At 39.6% G+C, this 25,340-nt stretch carries 24 protein-coding genes; 8 read left to right on the top strand and 16 right to left on the bottom strand.

What is annotated here, in order from left to right:
- Positions 1–23 precede the first annotated feature (23 nt).
- Positions 24–644, bottom strand: coding sequence for a GTP pyrophosphokinase (locus tag ACQKNS_RS06570; RefSeq protein ID WP_034314484.1), 621 nt, complete (start codon positions 642–644; stop codon positions 24–26).
- A gap of 316 nt (positions 645–960) precedes the next feature.
- Between ACQKNS_RS06570 and ACQKNS_RS06575 the strand changes: the two genes are divergently transcribed.
- The 4 genes from ACQKNS_RS06575 to ACQKNS_RS06590 all read left to right on the top strand — a co-directional run bounded on the left by ACQKNS_RS06575 (position 961) and on the right by ACQKNS_RS06590 (position 3,758).
- Positions 961–1,539, top strand: coding sequence for a CYTH domain-containing protein (locus ACQKNS_RS06575; RefSeq protein ID WP_427641704.1), 579 nt, complete (start codon positions 961–963; stop codon positions 1,537–1,539).
- Between the two features lie 22 nt (positions 1,540–1,561).
- Positions 1,562–2,230 carry a lytic transglycosylase domain-containing protein gene (locus ACQKNS_RS06580; RefSeq protein ID WP_427641705.1) on the top strand — a complete coding sequence of 223 codons (669 nt, stop codon included), beginning with the start codon at positions 1,562–1,564 and terminating at the stop codon, positions 2,228–2,230.
- Positions 2,231–2,463: 233 nt separating this feature from the next.
- Complete coding sequence (locus ACQKNS_RS06585; protein WP_427641706.1) at positions 2,464–2,868, top strand: globin; 405 nt, start codon at positions 2,464–2,466, stop codon at positions 2,866–2,868.
- On the top strand, positions 2,865–3,758 hold the full coding sequence (locus ACQKNS_RS06590) for a ClpXP adapter SpxH family protein (protein ID WP_427641707.1): 894 nt from the start codon (positions 2,865–2,867) through the stop codon (positions 3,756–3,758). The genes ACQKNS_RS06585 and ACQKNS_RS06590 overlap by 4 nt, the downstream gene beginning before the upstream one ends.
- Before the next feature lie 921 nt (positions 3,759–4,679).
- On the opposite strand, the gene pepF is transcribed toward ACQKNS_RS06590, so the two are convergent.
- The 6 genes from pepF to ACQKNS_RS06620 form a co-directional block, all read right to left on the bottom strand.
- On the bottom strand, positions 4,680–6,497 hold the full coding sequence (gene pepF, locus ACQKNS_RS06595) for an oligoendopeptidase F (RefSeq protein WP_427641708.1): 1,818 nt from the start codon (positions 6,495–6,497) through the stop codon (positions 4,680–4,682).
- A 191-nt stretch (positions 6,498–6,688) separates the two neighbouring features.
- Entirely contained in the window at positions 6,689–7,897 is a 1,209-nt protein-coding gene (locus tag ACQKNS_RS06600) for a competence protein CoiA (RefSeq protein ID WP_427641709.1), read from the bottom strand.
- A 93-nt stretch (positions 7,898–7,990) separates the two neighbouring features.
- A complete protein-coding gene (gene cls / locus ACQKNS_RS06605) occupies positions 7,991–9,499 on the bottom strand; it encodes a cardiolipin synthase (protein ID WP_427641710.1) in 1,509 nt (502 codons plus the stop codon).
- A gap of 119 nt (positions 9,500–9,618) precedes the next feature.
- Positions 9,619–10,287: an adaptor protein MecA gene (mecA, locus tag ACQKNS_RS06610; RefSeq protein WP_427641711.1), complete on the bottom strand. Its 669-nt coding sequence runs from the start codon at positions 10,285–10,287 to the stop codon at positions 9,619–9,621.
- 489 nt (positions 10,288–10,776) lie between these two features.
- Positions 10,777–11,172 carry a transcriptional regulator SpxA gene (gene spxA, locus ACQKNS_RS06615; protein WP_034314502.1) on the bottom strand — a complete coding sequence of 132 codons (396 nt, stop codon included), beginning with the start codon at positions 11,170–11,172 and terminating at the stop codon, positions 10,777–10,779.
- A 605-nt stretch (positions 11,173–11,777) separates the two neighbouring features.
- Positions 11,778–12,359 carry a GNAT family N-acetyltransferase gene (locus ACQKNS_RS06620; RefSeq protein ID WP_427641712.1) on the bottom strand — a complete coding sequence of 194 codons (582 nt, stop codon included), beginning with the start codon at positions 12,357–12,359 and terminating at the stop codon, positions 11,778–11,780.
- Positions 12,360–12,455: 96 nt separating this feature from the next.
- Between ACQKNS_RS06620 and ACQKNS_RS06625 the strand changes: the two genes are divergently transcribed.
- A complete protein-coding gene (locus ACQKNS_RS06625; RefSeq protein ID WP_034314508.1) occupies positions 12,456–12,644 on the top strand; it encodes a hypothetical protein in 189 nt (62 codons plus the stop codon).
- A 50-nt stretch (positions 12,645–12,694) separates the two neighbouring features.
- Here the strand turns inward: ACQKNS_RS06625 and ACQKNS_RS06630 are convergent, their stop codons facing one another.
- Entirely contained in the window at positions 12,695–13,840 is a 1,146-nt protein-coding gene (locus ACQKNS_RS06630; RefSeq protein WP_427642157.1) for a putative glycoside hydrolase, read from the bottom strand.
- Positions 13,841–14,413: 573 nt separating this feature from the next.
- Between ACQKNS_RS06630 and trpS the strand changes: the two genes are divergently transcribed.
- Positions 14,414–15,400 (top strand): tryptophan--tRNA ligase, encoded by a 987-nt coding sequence (gene trpS / locus ACQKNS_RS06635; protein ID WP_427641713.1) that lies wholly within the window; start codon positions 14,414–14,416, stop codon positions 15,398–15,400.
- Positions 15,401–15,434: 34 nt separating this feature from the next.
- On the opposite strand, the gene ACQKNS_RS06640 is transcribed toward trpS, so the two are convergent.
- From ACQKNS_RS06640 to ACQKNS_RS06655, 4 genes are all read right to left on the bottom strand, one after another.
- Positions 15,435–16,190: a YjbA family protein gene (locus tag ACQKNS_RS06640; RefSeq protein WP_427641714.1), complete on the bottom strand. Its 756-nt coding sequence runs from the start codon at positions 16,188–16,190 to the stop codon at positions 15,435–15,437.
- A gap of 108 nt (positions 16,191–16,298) precedes the next feature.
- Positions 16,299–17,069 carry a DUF2268 domain-containing protein gene (locus ACQKNS_RS06645; RefSeq protein WP_427641715.1) on the bottom strand — a complete coding sequence of 257 codons (771 nt, stop codon included), beginning with the start codon at positions 17,067–17,069 and terminating at the stop codon, positions 16,299–16,301.
- 136 nt (positions 17,070–17,205) lie between these two features.
- Positions 17,206–18,444: a beta-ketoacyl-ACP synthase II gene (gene fabF / locus ACQKNS_RS06650; protein ID WP_427641716.1), complete on the bottom strand. Its 1,239-nt coding sequence runs from the start codon at positions 18,442–18,444 to the stop codon at positions 17,206–17,208.
- Positions 18,445–18,494: 50 nt separating this feature from the next.
- A complete protein-coding gene (locus ACQKNS_RS06655) occupies positions 18,495–19,430 on the bottom strand; it encodes a beta-ketoacyl-ACP synthase III (RefSeq protein ID WP_427641717.1) in 936 nt (311 codons plus the stop codon).
- 202 nt (positions 19,431–19,632) lie between these two features.
- Between ACQKNS_RS06655 and ACQKNS_RS06660 the strand changes: the two genes are divergently transcribed.
- Positions 19,633–19,854, top strand: a complete 222-nt coding sequence (locus tag ACQKNS_RS06660; protein ID WP_427641718.1) for a hypothetical protein — start codon at positions 19,633–19,635, stop codon at positions 19,852–19,854.
- A gap of 41 nt (positions 19,855–19,895) precedes the next feature.
- Here ACQKNS_RS06660 and ACQKNS_RS06665 read toward each other — a convergent pair whose 3' ends face one another.
- The 3 genes from ACQKNS_RS06665 to ACQKNS_RS06675 all read right to left on the bottom strand — a co-directional run bounded on the left by ACQKNS_RS06665 (position 19,896) and on the right by ACQKNS_RS06675 (position 22,022).
- Complete coding sequence (locus ACQKNS_RS06665) at positions 19,896–20,078, bottom strand: ComZ family protein (RefSeq protein WP_034314525.1); 183 nt, start codon at positions 20,076–20,078, stop codon at positions 19,896–19,898.
- Positions 20,079–20,360: 282 nt separating this feature from the next.
- Positions 20,361–21,197, bottom strand: coding sequence for a hypothetical protein (locus ACQKNS_RS06670; RefSeq protein ID WP_427641719.1), 837 nt, complete (start codon positions 21,195–21,197; stop codon positions 20,361–20,363).
- Between the two features lie 102 nt (positions 21,198–21,299).
- Positions 21,300–22,022 (bottom strand): hydrolase, encoded by a 723-nt coding sequence (locus ACQKNS_RS06675; RefSeq protein WP_427641720.1) that lies wholly within the window; start codon positions 22,020–22,022, stop codon positions 21,300–21,302.
- Positions 22,023–22,318: 296 nt separating this feature from the next.
- Between ACQKNS_RS06675 and ACQKNS_RS06680 the strand changes: the two genes are divergently transcribed.
- Positions 22,319–22,510, top strand: coding sequence for a YjzD family protein (locus ACQKNS_RS06680; protein ID WP_427641721.1), 192 nt, complete (start codon positions 22,319–22,321; stop codon positions 22,508–22,510).
- Between the two features lie 82 nt (positions 22,511–22,592).
- Here the strand turns inward: ACQKNS_RS06680 and clpB are convergent, their stop codons facing one another.
- A complete protein-coding gene (gene clpB / locus ACQKNS_RS06685) occupies positions 22,593–25,181 on the bottom strand; it encodes an ATP-dependent chaperone ClpB (RefSeq protein ID WP_427641722.1) in 2,589 nt (862 codons plus the stop codon).
- Between the last annotated feature and the right edge of the window lie 159 nt (positions 25,182–25,340).

Below are 25,340 nucleotides of genomic sequence, written 5' to 3' on the forward strand. Positions count from 1 at the left end.
TTTTCGTTTGCCCATTTATCCGTTCAAGAATCTTTCTTCCTGGAAAAAAGACGCTGTGCTTCCTGGATTTCCGTACGGATTTGCGACATCTCTGCATCAAGAAGAAAGGCCGCTTCCGCTGCACGTTTGAGTCGCAGTTGTATATCTTCCGGGAAAATGCCTTTATATTTATAATTTAAAGAATGTTCAATCGTCGCCCAAAAATTCATAGCAAGCGTCCTGATTTGTATTTCGGCAAGGATATTTTTTTCGCCATGGATCGTCTGGACCGGATAGCGGATCACTACATGATAAGAACGATAGCCGCTTGCTTTTTTATGGGAAATATAATTCCTCTCCTCGACTATCTCGAAGTCATTGCGACCTCGTAATAGTTCAACTACCTGTTCGATATCATCCACGAACTGGCACATCATGCGTAGCCCTGCAATATCCTGAATTTCAGTTCCCAATTTATCAATGGGAATATCCTTCAGGCTCGCCTTATCCAAAATGCTGACAATCGGCTTTACCCTGCCTGTTACAAATTCGATCGGCGAGTGAATATTCTCCCTCTCAAACTGTTTCCTTAATCCCTTTAGCTTAACCTTTAATTCTTCGACAGCCTGAGTATAAGGCGCCAAGAAATCGTCCCAACTCTCCATTGCCACACCACCTATATCTATCTAAAAAGCGCCTGTTCAACTCTGGTATGGGCAGAACGCTCTCCTAAATCCAGCAGTCAAATGACTTTATGCCAATTCACCGTTGGATCCTATTTCTTTTTCCAGCAAAAAGTATGTATTAAATTCCTATATATATGATATTCCACTTTTCGTGCTCAACGTTTATATTTTATCATATCCTGCAATTGATTCCTAAATATTCAAGTACAATAGCAAAAAATTATTGAATTCAATTTGACAGCTGGAATGGTTCTTATATGATAAATCTAAGAATCAGCCAGAAAGGGTGGAACACATGAACCAGCATATTGAAATTGAATTTAAAAACCTATTAAGCGAAAAAGAATTTCGTCAACTGATCGAATACTTTCAACTCGGGGCATCGAACTTTAAAACCCAGAAAAACCATTACTTCGATACACTCGGATTCACATTGAAAAATCAAGATTCTGCGCTTAGGATCCGGGAAAAAAACGGGCGTTACGAGCTGACTTTAAAACAGCCCGCCACAGAAGGATTATTGGAAACGAATCAAGATATTCCAGAAGAAACCGCATATGCATTTCTGAATCATCACACATTCCCTGATGGCGAGATCCAACACCTTATCCTCGAATGCGGAATTGATCCAAAAGATTTTGCCTGCTTTGGGACACTGAAGACAGACCGCCTTGAATTTCCTTACAAAGAGGGTTTACTTGTATTAGATCATAGTTCGTATATGAATCAGGAAGATTTCGAGCTTGAGTATGAGGTGACGGATGCAAAAGCCGGAAAAAAAAACTTCCTGACTCTCCTTGAAACCCTTCAAATTCCGGTAAGGGAAACCGAAAATAAGGTTAAGAGGTTTTATCGTGCCAAATTCCAGGAATAATCCTGTTTGAATCCCTTCGGAGGTGGAGAGTTTGAAAATCCAAGATTTCAAAGCGTTTATGGAATTGCAGGCAATCCAGCAATTCACAAATGGCAGCATCACAAATACAAATTCATCTCGATCCGTATTCCAGGTCATGCTCTCGGAACTGGTTTCGGGTGATGCTCTTGAAAGCACATCGCAGAAATTGGGTTCTTTATTATCCAATGTGGAAGCCGAAACGAAATCCTTTCTTCAACCCGGCGTCCTAACATCAATGAACATCAACCCGATATCCACTGACCATGCTAACAACCAGAGCAGCAGCGAAACCGCAACAAACTATGATGAAATTATCAGCCAGGCGGCCAGTTTATATAATCTCCCGGAAAAACTGATTAAGTCTGTCATTAAACAAGAATCCAACTTCAACCCTAAAGCCACTAGTTATGCGGGTGCAACTGGCCTTATGCAGCTAATGCCAGCAACTGCCAAAAGCCTTGGGGTGGACGATGCAACCGATCCAGAACAAAACATCATGGGCGGGAGTAAATATTTAAGTCAAATGATGGCACGATATGACGGGGACATCCAGGTTGCCCTTGCTGCTTATAATGCAGGGCCAGGAAACGTCGATAAATATAATGGCATCCCGCCCTTTAAAGAAACCCAGAACTATGTTCAAAAAGTGTATGGCACGTTTTCAAGCTAAAACTGGCTGACCCTGTTTATTTGTGACGGGTCAGTTTTTTTCATGTCTATATATGCTTCCTCCACGAAACCAGAACAAATGGGAAAGCCCCTCAAGAGTGTAATTTTCAATCATTCCCCTGTGTCATACTACAGATGTAAAATTTTCTTTAAGCTATATATTTGTTATATCAGTACGTCATTGATAAAATATGAATAAATATCAACCATCTTTCTTTAAAAGGAGTAATCAACATGACGCAAGGGAACCCTACACCATATGAATTAATTGGAGAAGGGCAATTACACAAATTAATTGATGTGTTTTACTCCAACGTTAGTCAGCACCCGGATCTGCAGCCAATATTCCCTGACGATTTAACTGAAACGGTCCGTAAGCAAAAACAATTTATGACTCAATATTTAGGCGGTCCCTCTTTATATACCGAAGAGCATGGCCATCCTATGTTGCGGGCTCGACATATACCTTTTGAAATTACACCAGAACGTGCGAAAGCATGGCTTTCATGCATGTATCATGCTATGGACGAAGTTGGCCTTGAGGGTGAGATAAGGGAGTTTTTCTATCACCGCCTCTATTTGACGGCACAGCATATGATCAATACATCCGGAACTGACGGGAAAGGAGAAGACAGTTGAGCGCACAAAAACCAGTTTTCAATATTTCCGATTGGATCAAGACGCAGCATTGCTATGATATAGGAAAAAAGCCAATTGAAATTTATGTTTTTGTTGATCCGCTTTGTCCCGAATGCTGGGGCTTAGAACCAATTATTAGGAAATTACAGATAGAATATGGCCAATTGTTCAGTTTACGCCATGTTTTAAGCGGTAAAATCGATTCTCTTAATATGGGGAAAAATAAAAATTATGAAAACATTGCTCAAGTTTGGGAAAAGACAGCCAGCCGCTCGGGAATGTCCTGCGACGGCAGCCTTTGGTCAGAAAACCCAATCTCTTCTCCATATACAGCTTCCATCGCAATAAAAGCAGCGGAATTGCAGGGGCGTAAATTGGCCATTCGCTTTTTAAGGCAGCTTCAAGAATATGTATTCATAGGAAAAAAGGATATATCCAATATCGAAGTCTTGACCGAATGTGCCAAACTGGTTGGATTGGACGTGGAGGAATTCCTTTATGACATCAATTCTTCCAGTGCAGCCAAAGGCTTTCAATGTGACATGAAAATCACAAGCGAAATGGAAGTGACTGAAATACCTTCCCTTGTCTTTTTCAATCAAAATATTGAAGAAGAGGGAATAAAAGTTTCAGGTGTCTATTCTTACGAGGTATATGTTCAAATTTTAGAAGATATGCTCAATGGTCTTCCAGCCCCTGCAAAGCCCCCCTCTCTCGAAGAATTTTTAAGCTGTTTCAAACTAGTGGCCACAAAGGAAATTGAAACTGTTTATAATATGAATAAGAATAACGTCGAGCTGGAAATGAAAAAGCTTGTTTTAAAACAGATGGCAGAGAAGATTCCTGCTAAATACGGTACGTTTTGGAGATATACAAAAAAGCAGTCATGAATTTGACTGCTTTTTTGTTAAAAACCATGCAAATCGAAAGATTGCATGGTTTTTTATAAGAAAATAAGGGGATGGGAGAAATTTTTCACGATCAAACAAAGGGGTATAAGTTTGTTTGTGATTCACTTCACAATAAATAATATAACAGATAATCCAGTTATGTTGCAACTCTATGTGTATCATTTCACAAATTGTTCACAATATATATTTTTCATTTTTTATTTACCGTTTCTGGTATATATAGCTAAATAGGAGCCCATTTTCATTTAAAGCCATACGTTTTTTTATATCGGATAAGCTTGGTAATGAATCTAATTGTGAAATAAATCACAAAAATATATTCAATCATATGTTTTTATTTTCTAATCCTTCTTACAACTTTGTTACAACCGGCGTCATTTTATTCTTTTTACTTTTCATGGAAATGAAAAACCCCGGCAAATCACGAAATTTGCTGGGGTTTTCATCTATTTATACGAATAAGGGGATAGGAGAAATTTCACGACGAACAAACAAAGGGGTATATGTTTGGGATGTGATAACTTCTATATCTGTACTATAGCAGATTACACACCTTAATTGCAAGAACTTTGTGCGCAGCTTCACATTATTGTCATATTCTTAGAATACTGCTTATTTTAAAACATACTATCTAATAAAGCGCAGATGAGCTTTTACTGCTGCCAGGTTGGAGGTGACCAAATTGAAAGGCTTTATTCTACTCATACTCTTGATAGGGTCGCTATTTGTCCAGCTGCTCGGTATCATGAACCTCATTCCTCTGTATTTTACCTCCCCTATTTTATTTTTTGTTTTCTTCATAATTCTTCATAGCTTAAATCAGAGAAATCGTTTTAAAGGATTATGACGGACTTCATATAAGTTGAAAAGGACCCGAAGTTCTCGGGTCCTTTTCGCATCCTATTTATTCAAAAGCTCTTCCAACTCATTTAATTTTTCTTCGAATACATTCATGGCTTCTTGTACAGGTTCGGCTTTTGTCATATCGACGCCAGCCTTTTTGAGCACTTCGATCGGATAATCGGAACTTCCTGACTTCAAGAACTCCAGATACCTTTTGACGGCAGGCTCCCCTTCTTCAAGGATTTGCTTGCTCAATGCCGTTGCTGCACTGATTCCGGTTGCATATTGATAAACATAGTAATTATAGTAGAAGTGTGGAATACGCGCCCATTCCAAACCGATTTCTTCATCAATGGTCACATTCTCCCCAAAGTATTTCTTGTTCAGCTCATAATATTCCTTAGTGAGCATATCCGCTGTCAATGCTTCCCCATTTTGAGCTTTTAAATGAATCGTATGTTCAAACTCCGCAAACATCGTTTGCCGGAACAATGTGCCGCGGAAACCTTCCAGGTAATGATTCAATAAATAGATTCGTTTCTTTTCATCTTCGATTGAATTCAGTAAATAATCGTTCAACAGGTTTTCATTACAAGTCGATGCAACTTCCGCTACAAATATGGAATAATTCCCGTATGGATACGGCTGATATTTACGTGTATAGTAGCTATGGACCGAATGCCCAAACTCATGAACGAGCGTGAATAAGTTATTGACGTTATTTTGCCAGTTCATTAAAATATAAGGATTCGTCCCATATGTACCAGAAGAATAGGCACCGCTTCGTTTCCCTTTGTTTTCATGCACATCGACCCAACGGTTATCGAATCCCTCTTTCAAAACGTTCAAATAATCCTCCCCAAGCGGAGCAAGACCTTTAAGGACATAATCTTTGGCCTCTTCATATGTCACTTCCATCTTCACTTCTTTAACAAGAGGAGTGAAGAGGTCATACATATGAAGTTCATCTAATTGCAGTACTTTTTTACGTAAATCAAGATAACGGTGCAGTAATGGCAAGTTGTCATTGACCGTTTTAACGAGATTATCGTATACCGTCTCCGGAATGTTATTATTACTTAACGCCGCTTGGCGTGCTGAATCATATTTTCGAACTGTGGCATTGAAGTTGTGATTTTTCACCTCACCCGACAGGGTTGAAGCAAATGTATTACGGAACTCTCCATACTTGCTGTATACCCCTTTAAATGCCTCCTCACGTACACGGCGATCTTCACTCTCAAGAAAACTGATATACCTTCCGTGAGTAATTTCGACTTCATTTCCCTCTTCATCCTTGATGGTCGGGAATTTCAAATCGGCATTGTTAAGCATACCGAAAGTATTGCCCGATGCATCAAGTACTTCTGATGCTTGCGCCAATAATTCTTCCTGCTCTGCAGATAAGATATGGGGTCTCTGAAGATTAATTTCCTCTAAAGAATGTTTGTATAATTTCAGATCTTCTTTTTCTTCCAAAAACCCTTCCACTTTGTTTTCATCAATACTCAATAGTTCAGGAACCATATATGAAAACGCAGCCGCTGCCTGGGCGTATAAAGCTTTTGCCCGATCCTCCATCCCTTGATAAAAAGGATTGGTTGTATCTTGATCATTGCGCATATGTGAATAAGAATAGACTTTCCCTAGCTTCTCGAATACTTCATCTTGGAGTTGAAGGGCCGCAAATAATTTTTCTGCACTTTCTCCCAACGTCCCTTTATGTGCCTCCGCTTTTTTGAGGTCTTCTTTTACCGCTTTGAAAGCAGCTTCCCAATCTTCCTCGGTTGCGAAGATATCTTCCAGTCTCCAAGTATCTTCAGGAGCTATTTCACTTCTTGAAGGTAATGTATTCGCTTTTGTTTCCTGTGCCATAAAAAATTCCTCCCCATTCTATAGAAACTTGCCATTGGGCTAACTCGTTAAACCGGATCGAACGCTGCAATACTTCATTCGACATTCATTCTTTCTTAAAGTTTTCTTAATTCCCAGTTCTTATTACTATTTCTCCATTAATAAAAATAATCCTGCCCTTTCATCTGAATTCAAGATAAATAGAGAAGTTATCACTGATTATACTGGATATTCCCCTTTTCCATCATCCATTTATGCTTATCATAGAAGTTTTTTTCCAAAATTTGAGCTTGATCACTGGTGAAGGGAAGGGTAAATTCCCTTTCAACTATAAAAACCCCCTCTTTCAGCTTTGATAGATAACCAAATTGCTCCAAAAGCATGATATATTGTCCTACAGGATACTCGAAGGTTTTTTCATGAAGCAATGGCAACGGTCTAAACTTTATGTCCCCTTTTTTTGCACGCTTTCTAAAAATATGGATGATATCAGCCATAAAAATCCTTTCCCCTGTTCTTTTCTCTTGAAACACTTCCATGTATAACCATGCCTGCCATTCGATCGAGGCAGTTTCGATCAACAGCATCCCTCTGACGGGAACGCCCACTTCAATTGGAAGTGTCGCAGGTGAAATATGATGTAAATATAGCCCTTCGAAAAAAGGATCGCTCCTCCGTGCTGTTTTCACTCGATGGAGGGACCAGCCATTTCGTTTATATCTCCACATGGGAAGAAAAGGAAATCGAAAGCATTTTTGGGGCAATGCCCGACTAGGGGTAAGGAGCTTTAAAGGAGCTGTTGTCAATTCGGCAAATACGGTTCTGGGGGTAAAAGGAGTGAGGTTTTTCAATACGGATAAATGATCAGTTTCCGGGCAATACATCCAAAGAAAAGGATGATGGAAGCTGCCGGTGACGAAGAGCCAGTGAAAGCGGGATAAACTGAATTCATACAAACTTTTCCTTTTTAAGCGTTTTGCAGCGAGAATCCAAATTGGCTTGATCCCTATGCTTTGATAGGCTTTTGTCCTTTCCATGAATTCAACCTCCGGGATAACTGAGCATTGAAATTCTATTGCATAGCGATCACCTCCTATCACAGCTAAAATATCAGCCCTTTTCTTAATTTCAGGAAGGTAGGCTTCTAGATCCACTTGATAACCATGTGACAAGAACCAATGAAACAATTTTCTTTTTCCCATTAAATGATAGGCGGATTCCGGTTCCGAAGAAGTGCGGCATGACGAATTATTTTTATGGGCGAAATGAGGGATCCTGACTTTCCCCGCTTTGATGGTCATTTCCATCTTGCAGCATGGACAGTAATATTCTGTAGACTTTCTCCATTCATCAATCACGTTTGCCGGTATCTTTTCAGGGAGGGTAATCCATGTCCCATCTTTCTTTATCGCAGTTAGCATACATCTCCTCCTCATCCACTACATTCGCCTGCTCCGCTCAGGATTCCTTTTAATCCGCAAAAAAAAATGCCTGATCGGCATAAGAGAAAGTCTCTAAAGAAGGGGTGACAGCAATCGGCAAGTGGACTCCAAAACTTTCAAACCGAAATTCCGTTTGGAAAACGCCTCAATCTCCACTTCTTGGGAGACCTTTATATCTTCCAAAAAATCATTCACCAGCTGCTGGGTACTTTCCGTCCGGTAGAGAAAAGCATTGACTTCGAAATTCAAGTGAAAGCTTCTCATATCCATATTGGTTGTCCCAATTGATGCCAGTTGGTCATCGACGATGATGATTTTACTATGCATGAAGCCTTCATTATATTGGAATATACGGGCTCCGGAAGCAAGCAATTCGGGAAAATAAGTTCTCGAAGCATGAAATACGATACGTTTATCGGGGTTCTTCGGGACGAGCAGCCTGACATCCAAACCACTTAAAGCAGCCACCTTCAATGCTTGTAAGATGTCGTCATCAGGAACGAAATACGGGGAGGCTATCCAGACGGACTTTTCTGCTGAAGTGATCATCTTAAAAAAAATGCTTTTAATGATCGTCCACTCACTATCAGGCCCGCCTCCAATCAATTGAACTCCGCCATGTCCGTGATGGTCCGGCAGTCCGGCCATGAGATAATCATCACTTAAAAAACTATTATTGGTGCTATAATACCAATCCTGAAGAAATATGAGCTGTAAAGTCCTGACCGCTTCCCCCTTTATGATGAGGTGCGTATCCCGCCAAGAACCGAATTTCCGATCTTGTCCCAAATATTCATCCCCAATATTGAGGCCGCCGGTGAAACCGACAGAGCCATCTATCACAATTATTTTACGATGGTTACGAAAGTTGAATTTATTATTTAATAATGGGAGATGCAATGGACCAAAGGCCACCATTTCGGCCCCTGCATTCTTCAGTTCATCGATATAAGAGCGTGCCAACTTCCAAGAACCAACCGCATCATAGAGAAATCGGACCTCTACCCCTTCTTTTACTTTTTGTATCAAGATGTCTTTTAACAGTCCGCCAATGCGGTCATCCCTAACAATATAATATTCCAAATGAATATGATGTTTGGCTTTCTTTAATTCTTCGATGATATTGGAATATGTCTCCTCCCCATTCCTTAAAACCCTAGTTTCAGTCCGAAATGAAATAGGGCTATTCCCCAGCTTATTCGCAAGAGTGATCAACTGCTGCGGGTTCTCGCCTATTTCCTTCATTCGTTCATTATAATCCGCTTCACCGCTTATTTTCACGAAACTCTGTTTGTCCAAAAAGTACTTCTTGCGAAATATCCTCTCTTTCCGAAAATTACGACCAAACAAAAAGTAAAAAATGAAACCGATGAATGGGAAAGCGCCAAAAATAACAAGCCATGTTATGGTCTGGATGGGATCCCGGTTTTCCATGAAAATGTTGAATCCAATTATCACCAAGAAAAGGGTCAATATAAGGCCAGAATAAAAAAACAGCCCGCCATCGACTCCATTAATGAGAAAATGCCATGTGCTGACCAACAAGAGAATAAGCAGACCGACGCCAGCTATATTCTTCACCTAGACTACCTCCAATTGACAAACAAACATAGGCATATTTAAAAAACCTCCATGCTAAGGCAAAAAATACTTATTCTTGGACGAAAAGGCCGATTTCTACTGAAATCGGCCTCAACAGTCTATGCGAAATATTTATCGACCGTTGCGAATACATCATTATCGATAACTATCTTCCCGTACTCTTCAAGCATGTGCACCGTTATAGGTGACTCCTGACTATATTCCAATAAAAGACTTAAAACATTATCGATTTCTTCCTCATCAATCTCCGCCTCGGAAAACTCGATATAAAGATAATATTTATTCTGATAAACATAAAGTTTTGTCGTCCAGTCATCCAAGCCATGACGCTTGCTCAATGAAATGACATCTTCAAAATCCTCGAAAGTCGTGATGAATTCAATCATACCATCCTCGAATGTCATACCGCTTTCTTCATCTTTACCTTGAAAATGTTGATCAAGAAGCGTATCCATCTTGTCTGACACATTCAAATCCCTTAACTTATCATCTGAAAGAGGCAGCTCGAGTTTCTGACCATCTTTGGCAAGCTGGGCTTTTGTGACCAAAACTTCCAAGCCTTTTTCAAGGGCTTGAACTTGAATCCATAAGGGTCCTTCAATCATGAATTCTTCTTCTTGATGCACTTCATCCATCATTTCCCAAAAAAGCTCCTCACTTCGCTCGCGGCTGTACCAAATCTCTTCGCGATCAAAGCCTCTTTCCTCAATATCTATATAGGAAATATAAAATTTAACTGTATCGTCATTAATGCGTTCGATTTCCATGATTCCCCTCTCCCTTCCTTTCTCATTTTGAAGGGATAATAACCCCCAAGCGAAAATTGCTCTTAAAAGCTCTTTACCCGTAAGTGAATACTGTAAATCATGATAGCCATTAAAACAGACTATTTTACATCATTTTATGACAAAACCTTGAAGAAGGGAAATAAAAAACATTACTTATCTAAAAAACAATTGTTTGCCTAATATTCCATTCATTCTATAAAATAATTCATCCTGATGCAACTATCATAATGCTTTACTCAATTTTAATCTTACTGCCATTAATGCCTTATTATATACAGCATGACGAACCTCATTCTTAATTATTTTAAATGATGACCGGTCAAGGACCTGCTGCAAATCCGAAACGTCTGCTGTCACCTAATGATTCTTTATGTTCCCCTTCATTAAGCTAAAAAAATCAGCGAAAAATCATAGATATGTATAAAGAAAAAGCCCTGCACATTTCCTGGCAGAGCTTGAAAGACCTTATTAGTTGACCATACGCTGTGCTTCCCGTAATTGGAAGGTACGGACTTTACGTGGTAAAAAGCGTCTTATCTCATCTTCATTATAACCAACTTGAAGCCGTTTCTCGTCAAGGATAATTGGACGTCTCAACAGACCTGGATTCTCCTTGATCAATTTATATAATTCTTGAAGAGGCAGGCTCTCTAAATTTACATTTAACTTTTGGAAAGTTTTTGACCGTGTTGAAATGATTTCATCGGTTCCATCTTCTGTCATTCGAAGAATTTCTTTAATCTCATCAATCGTTAACGGTTCTGAAAAAATGTTTCTTTCTTTATATCCAATCTCATGTTCCTCTAACCATGCTTTTGCTTTTCTGCATGAAGTACAACTAGGTGATGTATATAATGTTACCATGTTTACTCACACTCCCTAAATATAGAATCGGTGATCTATGAGGGGAAATCTACTATTAGTATTCATAAGTACCACTCTAATTTGAAATAATTTTAATTAAGTATTTCATTTTCTTTATTATACACTAATTTATTTAAAATGAATACCCTTTTTGATATTTGGAAAAATCCTTTTAAACTTCAAGTTTAGCCTGTACTATAGCTTTTTCTGTTTTTTATGTAATACATTAAAACCGCTTTTTCTAATTGAAAATACCTACCTACCATTCTCATTTAACTCTCAATACGGCCCTCATGATTTTTTAAATAACTCGTTATTTTTATTTACCCCCAATCTTTGTCAATAAACAAGAACATGTTAATATATTTTCTTTAATCAAATGCAAATTCCTCCTTTTACATTAAAAACCATTCTTTTAGCACATATATTTCCAAAAGTAAAAAGATAACTCCCAAGAATAAGCGACAAGGGAGCAATCTACCACCCAAGAAGCTATAGAAATTCATTTTGCCGAAAAATATGCCATTCCATAATTCCGATGTTTTCTGCTGGAACATTTTTTTCGATATAATTAAAAAGGGCCGGTGAAATTACCGGCCCTTTTCTTAAATTTGCACCTCTTTGAAAATATCCGTTTCCTGACCTGCATTCAAGCTTAGTACATCCTCCACATCTTGATATGATTTTCCATAAAGATCATCATCTTTGTAAGTATGGATTTCAGAATAAATCTTTTTCATGAAATCAAATACGTCTTCCTCATCAACAGATGGGTTCGAGGGCCAATATAAGATTTCCATAGGCGTCTCTTCCTTGGTGGCTAGCGATTTTCTGTTGTAGGAAATCGAAGAGGCATGCCGGAATCCTTCCCTTTTATAAAATTTCAGCCTTTTAAATGTGTCATCATCATTTTCTTGTACTGGTTCTACTTCCAGCAAGATCGTTTTCTGCTTTTTTTGCAATTTTTGAATCAATTTCCTCCCTAGTCCCTGTCCCCTTGATTTCTTTGACACAAAAAGGTAATCAACGAAAATAAACTCTTCCCCTTCCACATACAATAAAACATGGTCGGGACCTTCATCTTTTTTATAAATTTCTTGTTTGTCTTCTAAAAGAACTTCTATATGTTCTTTGGACTTCATTTCTTCAATAGGGAAATACTGGTTTAGCTTTTCATACCAATTCATGATTTAATCTCCTCATTTGCTAGTTTATACTTTCCAGATTATTTCTTATCCACTACAATGGAACTTGAATAGCTTGAAAATATTAGGAGGGTTTTGATGATCAGTTACTTTTTGGACTTTTTTTTAGTCGCTGCTTGCGTTATTGGCATTACAGCCGTGAATGGCGTTGTGACGAATGGCATCGGCGAAAAATGGTTTGGCGGGAAACGTCACTCTCATATTTTCGATCAATCGAAACGAATTCAGTCAGGGTGGAGTCAAGTTGGCGGGAATAAAAAGCGGTAATTCAGAGAGAATATGGATGACCGGAAGAATCTTCCTGGTCATCCTTTTTTTCATGGAGTATAGTCTACTCCCTTTGTATATCGATTTGCTGCATTCCATAATAAGTATTCTTCAATACCATTGTCTTTCAATGCTTTTATTTGAGCTTCCACTTCTTCCTTACCATACCTTTGGTAATTCCCCTCTCCCAAATAGGAGGCAGTGAAATCTTGTAACCAAGGTCTTGAAGTAGGTGGTGTTTTTAGTTCCTTAAGCTTCCCGTTCTCTAATTTCGCATATTCCTTAACGAGATTATAAGGCTCCAAATCAGGCTTATCGATACCAAAATAAGATGTCCAGTGACTCGGATAGATCATAGAGGAAATGACATCAACATTCTCAGAGATTTTTGTGAAGTTTTGCCCAATTCCGGGAGCCTCAGGCAATGTTGCCGCATATCCAAAAATATCCACTGATACTTCCACACCATATGGCTCCAGTTTTTCCCTCGCATAACTTACGAAATCTGTCACTGCCTGAACCCTTTTGGCTGTATTACTCACTTTCGCTTCATCATATTCACCTACATCATATTTCAAATCATCTTCTTTATTTTCAAATCCTTCAGGAAATCGGACATAGTCAAATTGAATTTCTTTAAAACCCATCTTTGCCGCTTCAATGGCAATACCCACATTATAATCCCACACCTCTTTTAAGAATGGGTTAACGAAGGCCTCCCCCCGACCATTCTTCCATACCTTTTCTCCATCTAAAAAAGACCATTCAGGCTTCTCTTTGGCCAAATGGGAGTCTTTAAAGACGACTACCCTTGCAATCGGATAAATCTGTTTATCCTCAAATTTTTTCAGCATTGACCTTGGGTTTTTTATGTAGTCTTTACCGATCCCAGCATATGGAGAATCGGGATCTTCGGGTTTATACGTAACGTTCCCCCTGTCATCCTTAATGTCAATGACCATCGCATTCAAATCGGTTTCATCTACATATTTAATAAGTTCATTCAATTTATTGCCGCCCGCTGCAGGCCCTGTCACATATATTCCGCGCACAGCATCCGGATAGTCGAATTTCAACCCCGAATCAAAAACAAAACGCGGTACGCTCACAGGCAATTCTTTATTTTCTAATGCCACCTGCCTGGTTTCGTTCATGCCTTGCGCATGAACTGGCTGTTGAATCAGGAATAGGCACATACCTGTCATCAACCATTTACACATTGGTTTCATTTTCTCCACCTCATTCGCCATCAGTCATCAATATTCAACAAATATAATAAACCCCTTTCTTTAATACCACAAACAATTAACTTTACTCCTATATATGATAAATAATTAAAAAAACTGCCTTACAAAGTTTCAGCCTTAAGAATACATTCACAATCCTGTATTCCCTTGTGAGTATCCTTCCCTAAAATGCTCTGCTCATTGTTATATATGTTAAACGGTTGGATTTTCCTCGAACCCTTCATTTCTTCCATGTCAAAAAAAAGAAACGGAAAATCCGTTCTATTGGCTTGATTGCCGTTTCGATTATACATTTAATATGAATAAATGCTAAAATACAGTATAGTGGACATTTCGTATTCTCAGAATGGCATCGATACAGGACAAAACGGCCCTCCACAAGATTTAAATGAGCGTTTTTCCCCATCACAGGAGCACGCACATTTCTTTCAAAGAAAGTGGATTCATTTTCTATTTATCCTTACAATAATGAAGAGCGAATATCCATTTATCAATAAACGCATTTAGAGGAGTGACTAGCAGTTGAAAAGGATTTTCTCCGGCATTCAGCCATCCGGTTCCGTTACTTTAGGAAATTACATCGGAGCCATGAAACAATTCGTTAACTTACAAAATGAATATGAATGTTTCTTTTGTATTGTTGACCAGCATGCAATTACAGTTCCACAAGATCGCATTAAGTTAAGGAAAAACATTAAAACATTGGCCGCTTTATATTTGGCCATTGGTCTGGATCCTGAAAAGAATACCATCTTCATTCAATCAGAAGTACCTGCGCATGCTCAGGCAGGCTGGATTTTACAAAGTATATCCTATATTGGGGAACTTGAGAGAATGACTCAATTTAAGGACAAATCCGCAGGCAAAGAAGGGGTATCCGCAGCACTGCTTACATACCCGCCGCTGATGGCTGCCGATATTCTCCTTTATGGTACAGATGTGGTTCCTGTCGGCGAAGATCAAAGACAGCATCTTGAATTGACACGCGATTTGGCTGAACGGTTCAATAAAAAGCATAATGACATTTTTAAAATCCCGGAAATCAGCCTCCCTACAGAAGGGGCGCGTATCATGTCCCTTCAGGAACCAACCAAGAAAATGAGCAAATCTGATCCTAATAAAAAGGCGACGATTGCATTATTGGATGATCCGAAGCAAATCGAAAAAAACATCAAGAGCGCAGTTACCGATTCTGAAGGAATTGTCCGTTATGATAAGGAAAACAAAGCGGGTGTTTCCAACTTGATGTCCATATACTCTATTTTCAGTGGAAAGTCCTATTCAGAAATTGAAGAGATGTATGAGGGCAAAGGTTATGGTGACTTTAAAAGTGATTTGGCTGAGGTGGTCCTTGGAGAAATCCTGCCAATCCAGGAACGCTATCATGAATTGATCGATTCGCCTGAATTGGATGCAATTCTGGACCGCGGTGCAGAAAAGGCGAATATTGAAGCCAATAAAATGATCAGAAAAATGTATAATGGCATGGGACTTGGCAGAAAGAGATAAAAAAAGACGATCCTCATCGGATCGTCTTTTTTGTTCATAATATTGATGGGCTATCGCCAGCCTCCACTTGCCAAAGCTTTTCAAAAAAAGGCTGCCCCTTCACAAGGTTTTCACAAAGTTGAAGGTGCTTCTCTGACCAGCCTTCCTTCATTTCTTCATATAACTCAAGCCAAGCTATCTGAAAATCCATTTCTTGAATGCTTTCATATTTCTCAGGGGACCATTCTGTATACCAATAGCGGATTTCAGCAGTGTTTTTCGCAGTGAATAATTGATCCATGGCCATGAATAGCAATTGCTTAAGCTGTCTTTCTTTTCTTGTCAAACCGTTCATGAATAAGGGAGACGGCGACAAAATATGATATTCTTTCTCAGATGTAGGTTTTTCAGTAAAGGTGTAATCCATCTCTTCATGGTTCTCTATCATGTCATAAACAATTTGTTCCTGCCGGGGAATTATTCTGCTTTTCCGAATCGGAATATGATAACCAATCGTATCAACAGCTAAAATTCCATTTCCGTCAGTCACGATAAAACAATAGTCAAGCTGAATTCTTTCATGATTTTTCCTTGCATATGCTTTTTGATAAACGTCATTGAGCAATGGCTTAGGTAATTCTGACAAGTCGTTCTCTATGTAGTGGAACAATGTTGATGACACTTTCAACAAAGGAACTTGATCTAGTAGTTCGATCCCGTCATCCTTCCTCCATTCATGAAAATGACAAATATTATAGCCGTTTTCTTCTCCTTCAAACCAGTTAACCCATACATCATGAAGATATAGCATCATTCATCCCTCACTTAAACAAATTTCTGTTTGTCAATCAGTATAGGCAGGAACCATACAATTTATTCCTATTCTAGAAAACAGATTAAGAAAAAAAGAACGTATATATTAACTCTTTTTTGATAAGAATTCTTCAGATTGGATCATAAATGATTTTTTCACAGAGAGTTTTTCAAAATTTTTCACCAGGTAATAGCCACTACAATATCCAAGCATATATGGATACCCTTTCGTCCCAAGGAGGAGTACATCATGAAGGGGATCTGTACGTTTTATCATGTGCTTTTCCTCTAAATGCTTATTCCAAAATTCCCGTAGTTTATCTTCCTGATATAACTTAGTCCATTTCGCTAAAAATTTTGTTCCTAAATATTTTTCCACCGTTCTTTCCGCCAGTCCTTCCATGATCATCGTATCCAGGAGAGTGTATTCTTTTTGGTCCTTTTTCAAATGATGCAGGCGGCATACATGATGATATTCATGAATCAGCAGAGCTTCCATTTCCTTTTCGGCCATCCCCTTGCCATAAAAAAGGAATAGTTTATCTCTAAATGCCAAACCTGACTTCGTTTCAACTTTTTTATTCCATATCCCTGAAGACATGAGCGGAAAAATATATATGGGAACATCAGGCCCTCCCCAAAGCTTCTTATAAGCTGTAAACAAGCTTTCTGTTTTTTCCCATGCATTATTTTCTTTTAAGTCTTCCCATGTGAGTTTTGTTTTTTGATTAGGCGAATACATGCCATGCTTTGATAAATGATGATAAATCATGTCCGCATCAACGATATTGTTGAATGTACTTTTAAGTCTTTCCATCATCTGGATCGGGCGGTTGAAATCCTTCATCATCCATTCATCGGTTGAAATGACTCCCATTTCCCATACACCTCCGCTTCTATTGACTATCGTATGATTTCAAGAAGGCGGTTGACACATTTTTATCCCTTTCATTTGCAGGTTCCCTTCAAAATGAAAAGAGCAGATCCCAAAAGATCTGCCCTTCCTTCATAACTTATTGATACTTCTTGAAAAGAATGGTTGCGTTATGTCCACCGAATCCAAGTGAATTGCTGATGGCTGCATTGATTTCGCCCTTCCTTGCTTGATTCGGAACATAGTCCAAATCACACTCAGGGTCTGGTGTTTCAATATTGATGGTTGGAGGCAAAATGCTGTCCCTTATTGCCTGGATCGTGAATATTGCTTCCACACCGCCAGCTGCCCCTAACATGTGGCCTGTCATCGATTTAGTGGAACTTATTGCAAGTTTATTAGCATGGTCGCCAAAGACTTCTTTGACTGCCATCGTTTCGTATTTGTCATTGTAAGGCGTACTCGTTCCGTGGGCATTCACATATTGGATGTCTTCCGGCTTCATACCGGCATCCTCAATTGCAATTTTCATCGCTCTTGCCCCGCCTTCTCCACCTGGTGCCGGAGCGGTAATATGGAAGGCATCTCCAGTTGATCCATAACCAGCTATTTCAGCATAAATCTTGGCTCCTCTATTCAATGCATGTTCTAGATCTTCCAGAACGATAATTCCAGCTCCTTCGCCAATTACGAAACCATCACGATTAAGATCAAAAGGACGGCTAGCCGTTTGTGGATCAGGGTTGGTCGATAAAGCCGTATTTGCACAGAAACCTGCAACCGACATTTTTGTGATTGGTGCTTCGGCCCCGCCTGTGATCATGACATCGGCATCGCCCCGCTGAATGGCTTTAAACGCATCACCAATTGAATTTGTTCCTGTTGCACAGGCTGTTACCGTACATGAATTGATGCCTTTTGCACCCAGTAAGATAGAAACCTGGCCAGCTGCCATGTCCGGAATCATCATTGGAACGAAAAATGGGCTCACCCGTTTATATCCCCTGTTTAAAAAGTTTTCATGCTGTGTTTCAAGTGTCTCCAGCCCGCCGATTCCCGAACCGATCCAGACCCCGACACGTGCAGCATTTTCATCGGTGATTTCCAGTTTGCTATCATTATATGCCATAACGGAAGCTGCAATTGCATAATGGGTAAAACGGTCCATTTTGCGCGCTTCTTTACGGTTTATATATGTCTCTATATCAAATTCCTTGATTTCAGCAGCCACTTTAACGGGGAATTCTTCAGCATTCAAACGAGTTAAAGGTCCTATTCCCGATTTCCCCTCGATTATATTCTTCCATCCAGTTTCTGCATCATTACCCACTGGAGAGATTGCTCCAATACCTGTTACAACTACACGGCGTTTAGTCATTAAAAATGGCTCCTTCCTATTTTTCAAGCACTTACGTTTTGCTTCTTCTTTTATTTACCCCACCTAAGAGCGATCGCTCCCCATGTAAGGCCACCACCAAAACCGACCATGACGATTAAGTCATTTTCCTTGATTCTTCCCGCTTCCATTTCTTCCACAAGGGCCATTGGAATGGAAGCTGATGAAGTATTTCCATATTTATGAATCGTTTTCGTCATTTTTTCAAGCGGGAGATCCAATCGTTCCCTTGAAGCTTCCATAATGCGTATGTTTGCTTGATGCGGGACAAGCAGATCCACATCTTCTTTTGTCAAACCAGCTTTGTCCAATACACCCAGGCTTGATTCCCCCATCTGACGGACAGCAAATTTAAATACTTCACGTCCATTCATATGAATGAAATCTCCTTCCTGCAATAAGTGCTTCCCACCAGTTCCATCTGCACCTAATTCAAAGGAAAGGACTCCTTTTCCTTCAGATACAGGTCCAAGTACAACCGCACCCGCTCCGTCACCAAAAAGTACAGCCGTGTTACGGTCTTCCCAATTCGTTACTTTCGAAAGTTTTTCAACACCGACAATCAACACATGCTTATATGCACCAGTCTTAATGAATTGCTGTGCCGTGATCATTGCATACATAAAACCGGCACATGCAGCACTTACATCCATTGCAGCTGCCTTCATCGCTCCCAATTTCTCTTGAATCATGCAAGCGACAGAAGGAAACGACTGATCAGGTGTAACAGTGGCTACAAGAATCATATCTATATCTTCAGCAGAAATTTCCGCATTTTTCAATGCAGCTTTTGCGGCTTCATAAGCCATATCCGATGTATCAATATCATCATTTGCAATTCTTCTTTCCTCAATACCTGTCCTGGTCCGGATCCACTCGTCGGAAGTGTCCATCATTTTTTCTAAATCCGCATTTGTAACGATTTTGTCGGGTAAGTAGCGGCCAAGCCCTAGTATTCCAGCATTCATCTTGCCATCCCCTTATATTTTAATGAGTTATTATAATCATCTATTATTACCTGGTACTAATTTTATATAAAAAAAGACATCCTTGCAAGGGTTAACGGTTTGAAAAGCTAAAGAAATCTCTTTCAGACGCCGGTCAAGCGCCTATGCCAAGGGGAATTTAGGACATACATTATAAATAAAAGGAGTATAGGAGGAATTCATTGTGGACATTTTCAATCGCAACCGCGAAAGAAACCCGGATGATCATTTTTCGAATTTGATGTTTGGCAGGAAAGCTGAACCGGAGCAAGAGGAAACGAAGGTTGATTACATGCAATTGATGGCGAGCGTAGAAACATTGATGGGTTTATACAGTCAATACAAACCGACCATTGATAAAATTAACCTGAACCCATTGATTGCCAAGTTCTTGAAAAAAGAATAAATAAATCAAGGCTGCCCTTTAACCGGACAGCCTGCCTTTAATTAACGCTGAGCATCTTGTTTACCAAGCTCATAAGCTTCTTGCATTACGCTTTTAAAGAGCTCCATGAATGGCTCTGCCATCTCCATTGAAAATGGAATCCCGCTTGCTTCAAGCTTCGCTTTAGCCTCTGGGAAGTATTTCATGGCAATTCCCATAAATTCAAGAGTTTTATCTGAACTCATTCGCGTTTCCCCCCTATCTTTTGAATACTCATCCAATTGATCATTGTGATGTCGAATAAAGCTCAATATTATCATAATTCCACAACACCCTTTCGTAAAGGGCGCACATATAAAATCATGAATATCTTTTGATGTGAATTCCTATCCTTGAACATTATAGTACAAGACATATAGATTAGAGGCAAATATACAGTTTTGCCCTTCCCTAATATCGAAAGCTATCGAATTCATATTTTCCCGATCATTCGCTTCGCCTTCATATTTGGTTATCGCTCTCCCGAGTCAGTCTCGCTTTCTCCACTTTTTAAGTAAGTTTAATCGTTTATTATGTTTTCTTTGTAATGCAATGCCTTCTTCAGGTTCCATTTTGCATGGCACTTCAAATATTGATCCTTTATTGATATTGGTTGTTGATTGGGATTGGGAAGTGAATAAATCCATACTTTCACCAAATATCAATTTGGCACATTTATTCCAATGGTCATCTATACTGCTGCACAATTGGATTTCCCTATCGGAAGAGGAAGTAAGCACTGCTTCCAAAGCATTAACAAAGTCTGTGATATAAAGAGCATCCCCGGAATATTCGGCAGCAATTGCCGCTTTGATTTCAGACTGTCCAAGCTGATTGATTCCAGCTTCAAAGCTCATGCCTTCCGATTGCCAAGGTCCATAAATCGTAGGCAAATAAATGATTTTCGCAGAGTCTATTTCACGAATCGAATTTAAAATGGGCTGAAATATACTGACATCTTTTTCAATGGGCATGAAAAGAACGAAATTTGGCATTTCATCCTTGCCATTTTTGAATTTCTCAATGAAGAAAACGATTTCGCCTATCAGAAAATCAATTTTGTCCAATTTTCCGCTTTGAAAATCGTAAAGAGATATGAACACCGTGTCCTGCTGTGAAATATCCAATAATTTAAGTTTATTTATCGGAAAATATATATAATTTGCATTCCTGCCTATTTCAAGTTCCTTTTCTTCCATAATATATTGACTTGCTTCGGAATCATCCCAATCAATTCCGATTACTTCCTTCCCTTGGTTCAAAAAATGTTGAGTCATATAGAATCCCACAAATCGATAAGTGCCAATGACAATGTTCGTTTGCATAAATACAGCCTCCTCGTATGCCATCAAGCCCACTTCACCCGGCACGTCTAGTTTTTTTAGATGCTGTATCGTATGCAAACTATTGTAAAAATATATCACTTCTCATAAAATCTCTTCATTCTCATTGAAAAACTTTTGTATTTGATAGGGGATTTTATAACGTTTTTCGGGCAATATATACGTCAGTTGCAAATCTGCTTTTCTAGCCAGCTGGATTTGCCGATAAAGGGAGGCTTGCTCTTTCCGTAAGCTTCCAAAAACCTGAATCACTTTCACGGGGATATTCTCTGCGATAGCTGAATCCTCATTGTCCAGGATATGCTGTTCACATTTTGCCGGATCGAGCTCATATGCAGCGGCAACCTCTGACAGCCACTTTTTAAAGAAGAACTTGTTTTCCTTTTCTTTCTCCAGTTGTGCTTTCAATGAAAAGACCGGATCAATCAATACGACAGACCGGATTTTATTTCCAAGTTCATTCATTAACTTCAGGGCAAGTAGTGCGCCTGTCCCCTCTGCCAATATATGAACCCTTTGATTGACTATTTCTTTTTTCATGAAAAGAATATATAGGTTTAGGGAAAGTTCCAGTGCTTTAGGACTGCCCCAGTTGGCGCCGTGGAAATTGGAGGAAAATAACGTGTATCCATATTCCTTCAAATATTCCAGTATCTGCATCCTGCCAGGATGCTGCAGCCAAAAGCTGCTGTCTTTTTCGACAAAATGACTACGATCTCCAATTACCATAACGGAAAAACCACTGGGCCGCTCTGGATAATAGATGATATTCCATTGGTCATCAATTTGAAAAGTTCGTTGTTCCATCGTTCAAACTCCTTTAAGGAATATTACTACTACTATATTAATTTATGAAGAAATATAGAAAGGGTCAGTGGAAACGCCTAACTTCTTATCTTAAATTAACCAAGCATGGACGATTCTTGTTATTATTTTCCCCTAAGAGTTCCCAATTGAAGTTTGGTACCAACTTGTCTGCCAGAAAAAGTTCTCTTATGATTTAATGTATTGAATTATTTAAAGGTTATTATTAAAAACTCGTTTTAACTGTATATTAATTATGGTAAGATAAAAATGAATGTAGTGGAATGAGGTGAAATTCGATGCGTTATGCTTGGGCAATTTTTTGGACATTCTTATTAGTGCATATGACTGTATATGTTGTTTCTTCCATGATCGGAGTTTCATACGATGCTGCACAGGGAACGATTTTAGGATTAGCTGCTGCTATCCTGATTCTTATCGTCCCTGCTATCTTGCCTGCCGGGCCAGCTAAAGACTCTCATCAACATTAAGAAGCAAAAGAGGACATCCTTTTTAGGATGTCCTTTTTGTTATACCGTACTTTGCTTACGTGTAAACTATATTTCAACGTTTTTATATGAGGACCAATTCATCATGGTCATGATCAATCGTTATTCCTTCTTTAAGATCAACAGCCCCAGCTATGATTTTACGGGCGATTTTCGTTTCCAGATGCTTTTGGATGAATCGCTTCAGCGGTCTTGCTCCATAAACCGGATCATATCCTTGGTCCGCAATGAATTCCTTAGCCGCTTCTGTGACGTTCAAAACAATATTTTGTTCAGTTAACCTCACCTGTAATTGATGAACCATCTTATCCACGATTTCAACGATTTCTTGTTTCGTCAGCGGTTTGAATAAAACAATGTCATCAACGCGATTTAAAAATTCGGGACGGAAATGGCCTCTTAATTCTTTAAAGACCTGATCTTTTATTTCTTCTTCAATGCCACCATCCTCACGGTTCGCCTGCAATAAGAAATGGGAACCGATATTGGAAGTCATGATGATCACCGTATTTTTACAGTTGATTGTTCTGCCTTGGGAGTCCGTTATTCTTCCATCATCCAACATTTGCAGCAAAATATTGAAGACTTCCGGATGTGCCTTTTCAATTTCGTCTAATAATATGACTGAGTATGGGTTTCTCCTGACTGCCTCCGTAAGTTGGCCTCCTTCCTCAAATCCAACATATCCAGGAGGTGCACCAACAAGGCGGGACACGGAATGTTTCTCCATATATTCCGACATATCGATTCTTATCATATGTTCCTCACTATCGAATAACGTTTCTGCCAAAGCTTTTACCAATTCGGTTTTACCGACACCGGTCGGCCCAAGAAAAATGAATGAACCGATTGGTCTGTTTGGATCTTTAATTCCCGCCCTTGCTCTCAGGACGGCATCGGATACGAGTTCCACCGCTTCTCCTTGACCTATTACGCGTTCATGCAGGATATCAGATAGGCGAAGCAGCTTCTCCCTTTCACTTTCCACGAGCTTGCTGACCGGAATTCCCGTCCACCTTGCAACAATCGAGGCAATTTCCTCTTCCGTCACTTCCTGGCGAAGCAATCGGGATTCCTGTTTTTCCTTTTCCAATTCGTCTTCCATTGTTTCCAATTCTTTTTGGAGCTGCGGAATCCTTCCATGCCGAAGTTCAGCAGCCCGGTTAAGGTCATAATCAGTTTCTGCCTGTTCCAGTTCATGACGCAATTTCTCAAGCTCTTCACGTTTATCCTGCACCTTCTGAAGCGCTGATTTCTCCATTTGCCACTTGGATTTCATGCTATTCGCCTGATCCTGAAGTTCTGATAGTTCTTTTTGAAGCACTTCCAGCCTTGCCTTGCTTTGAGGGTCCTCCTCATTTTTCAGGGCCGCTTCTTCAATTTCAAGTTGCATGACTTTTCTCGTGATTTCATCGAGCTCGGATGGCATTGAATCGATTTCCATTCGGATCATCGCACATGCTTCATCCACAAGATCTATCGCTTTATCCGGTAAAAACCGCTCCGTTATATATCGGTTCGAAAGGACAGAGGCAGCAACGATTGCCCGATCATGTATCCTGACGCCATGGTGAATCTCAAACCGTTCCTTTAATCCCCGCAAAATTGAAATCGTATCTTCCACATCCGGTTCAGGAACCAGAACCTGTTGGAAACGGCGCTCCAGAGCCGGATCCTTTTCAATATATTGCCGATATTCATCTAGGGTCGTTGCACCAATACAATGCAGCTCACCGCGTGCAAGCATCGGCTTTAACATATTCCCGGCATCAAGTGCGCCATCCGTTCTTCCTGCACCGACAATTGTGTGTAATTCATCAATGAATAAAAGAATTTTACCGTCACTCTTCTTGATCTCACTCAACACCGCTTTTAAGCGTTCCTCAAATTCACCGCGGAATTTGGCCCCTGCGACAAGTGCACTCATATCCAGTGAAAAAACGGTCTTATCCTTTAAACCTTCCGGCACATCCTTCCTGACGATCCTTTGTGCCAACCCCTCGACAATCGCTGTTTTACCTACTCCGGGTTCTCCTATTAAAACAGGATTATTTTTTGTTTTACGTGAAAGGATCCTGATGACGTTACGGATTTCCGTATCTCGGCCGATTACTGGATCGACCTTCCCCGACTTAACCTCAGCAACGAGATCCCTGCCGTATTTTTTCAGTACTTCATAAGTGCTTTCAGGATTTTGACTAGTCACTCGCTGATTCCCCCTTATATCGTTTATAACCTGTTTTGCTTTATCATAATCCATCCCATATGATGAAAAAAGCCTGTTTACATTCGTTTTGTTGACTTGTAACGACGCAAGAAGGATATGTTCGACAGATAAATATTCATCCTCCCACATTCGCATTTCCTTTTCGGCAGCCGACAAAATTTGCTGTAGGGATGTTGACATATAAACCTGGGAAACACTCCCGCTCACTTCCGGTAATCGATCGAGTTCCTTATTTAGCTCTATATCAAATAGATTCATCGGTTTACCAGATTCCGATAAAATCCTTATTAATAAACTTTCATCCTGTTCCATTAAGGCCTTTAATAAATGCAACTCCGTCAACTCGGGATTCCCTCTATCTTTGGCTAGTTCCTGGCCGCCAATGAACGCCTGTTGGGTTCTCTCCGTCATATTATTAATATCCATCTTAAACCCTCCCATTCATCTATATCATGAACGAATTACCACTCGATTTGACCAAATTTGACCTTTACATTTTCATTATACTTCTAATTTTCCCCATGTAAAGGAAAGTTATAAAAAATGCAGAAGGCATGGAGGATAAACGGAAAAAAACCTTTCTTC

Origin of the sequence: Peribacillus sp. NPDC094092 (assembly GCF_050279365.1) — a bacterium.
Classification (GTDB): Bacteria; Bacillota; Bacilli; order Bacillales; family DSM-1321; genus Peribacillus.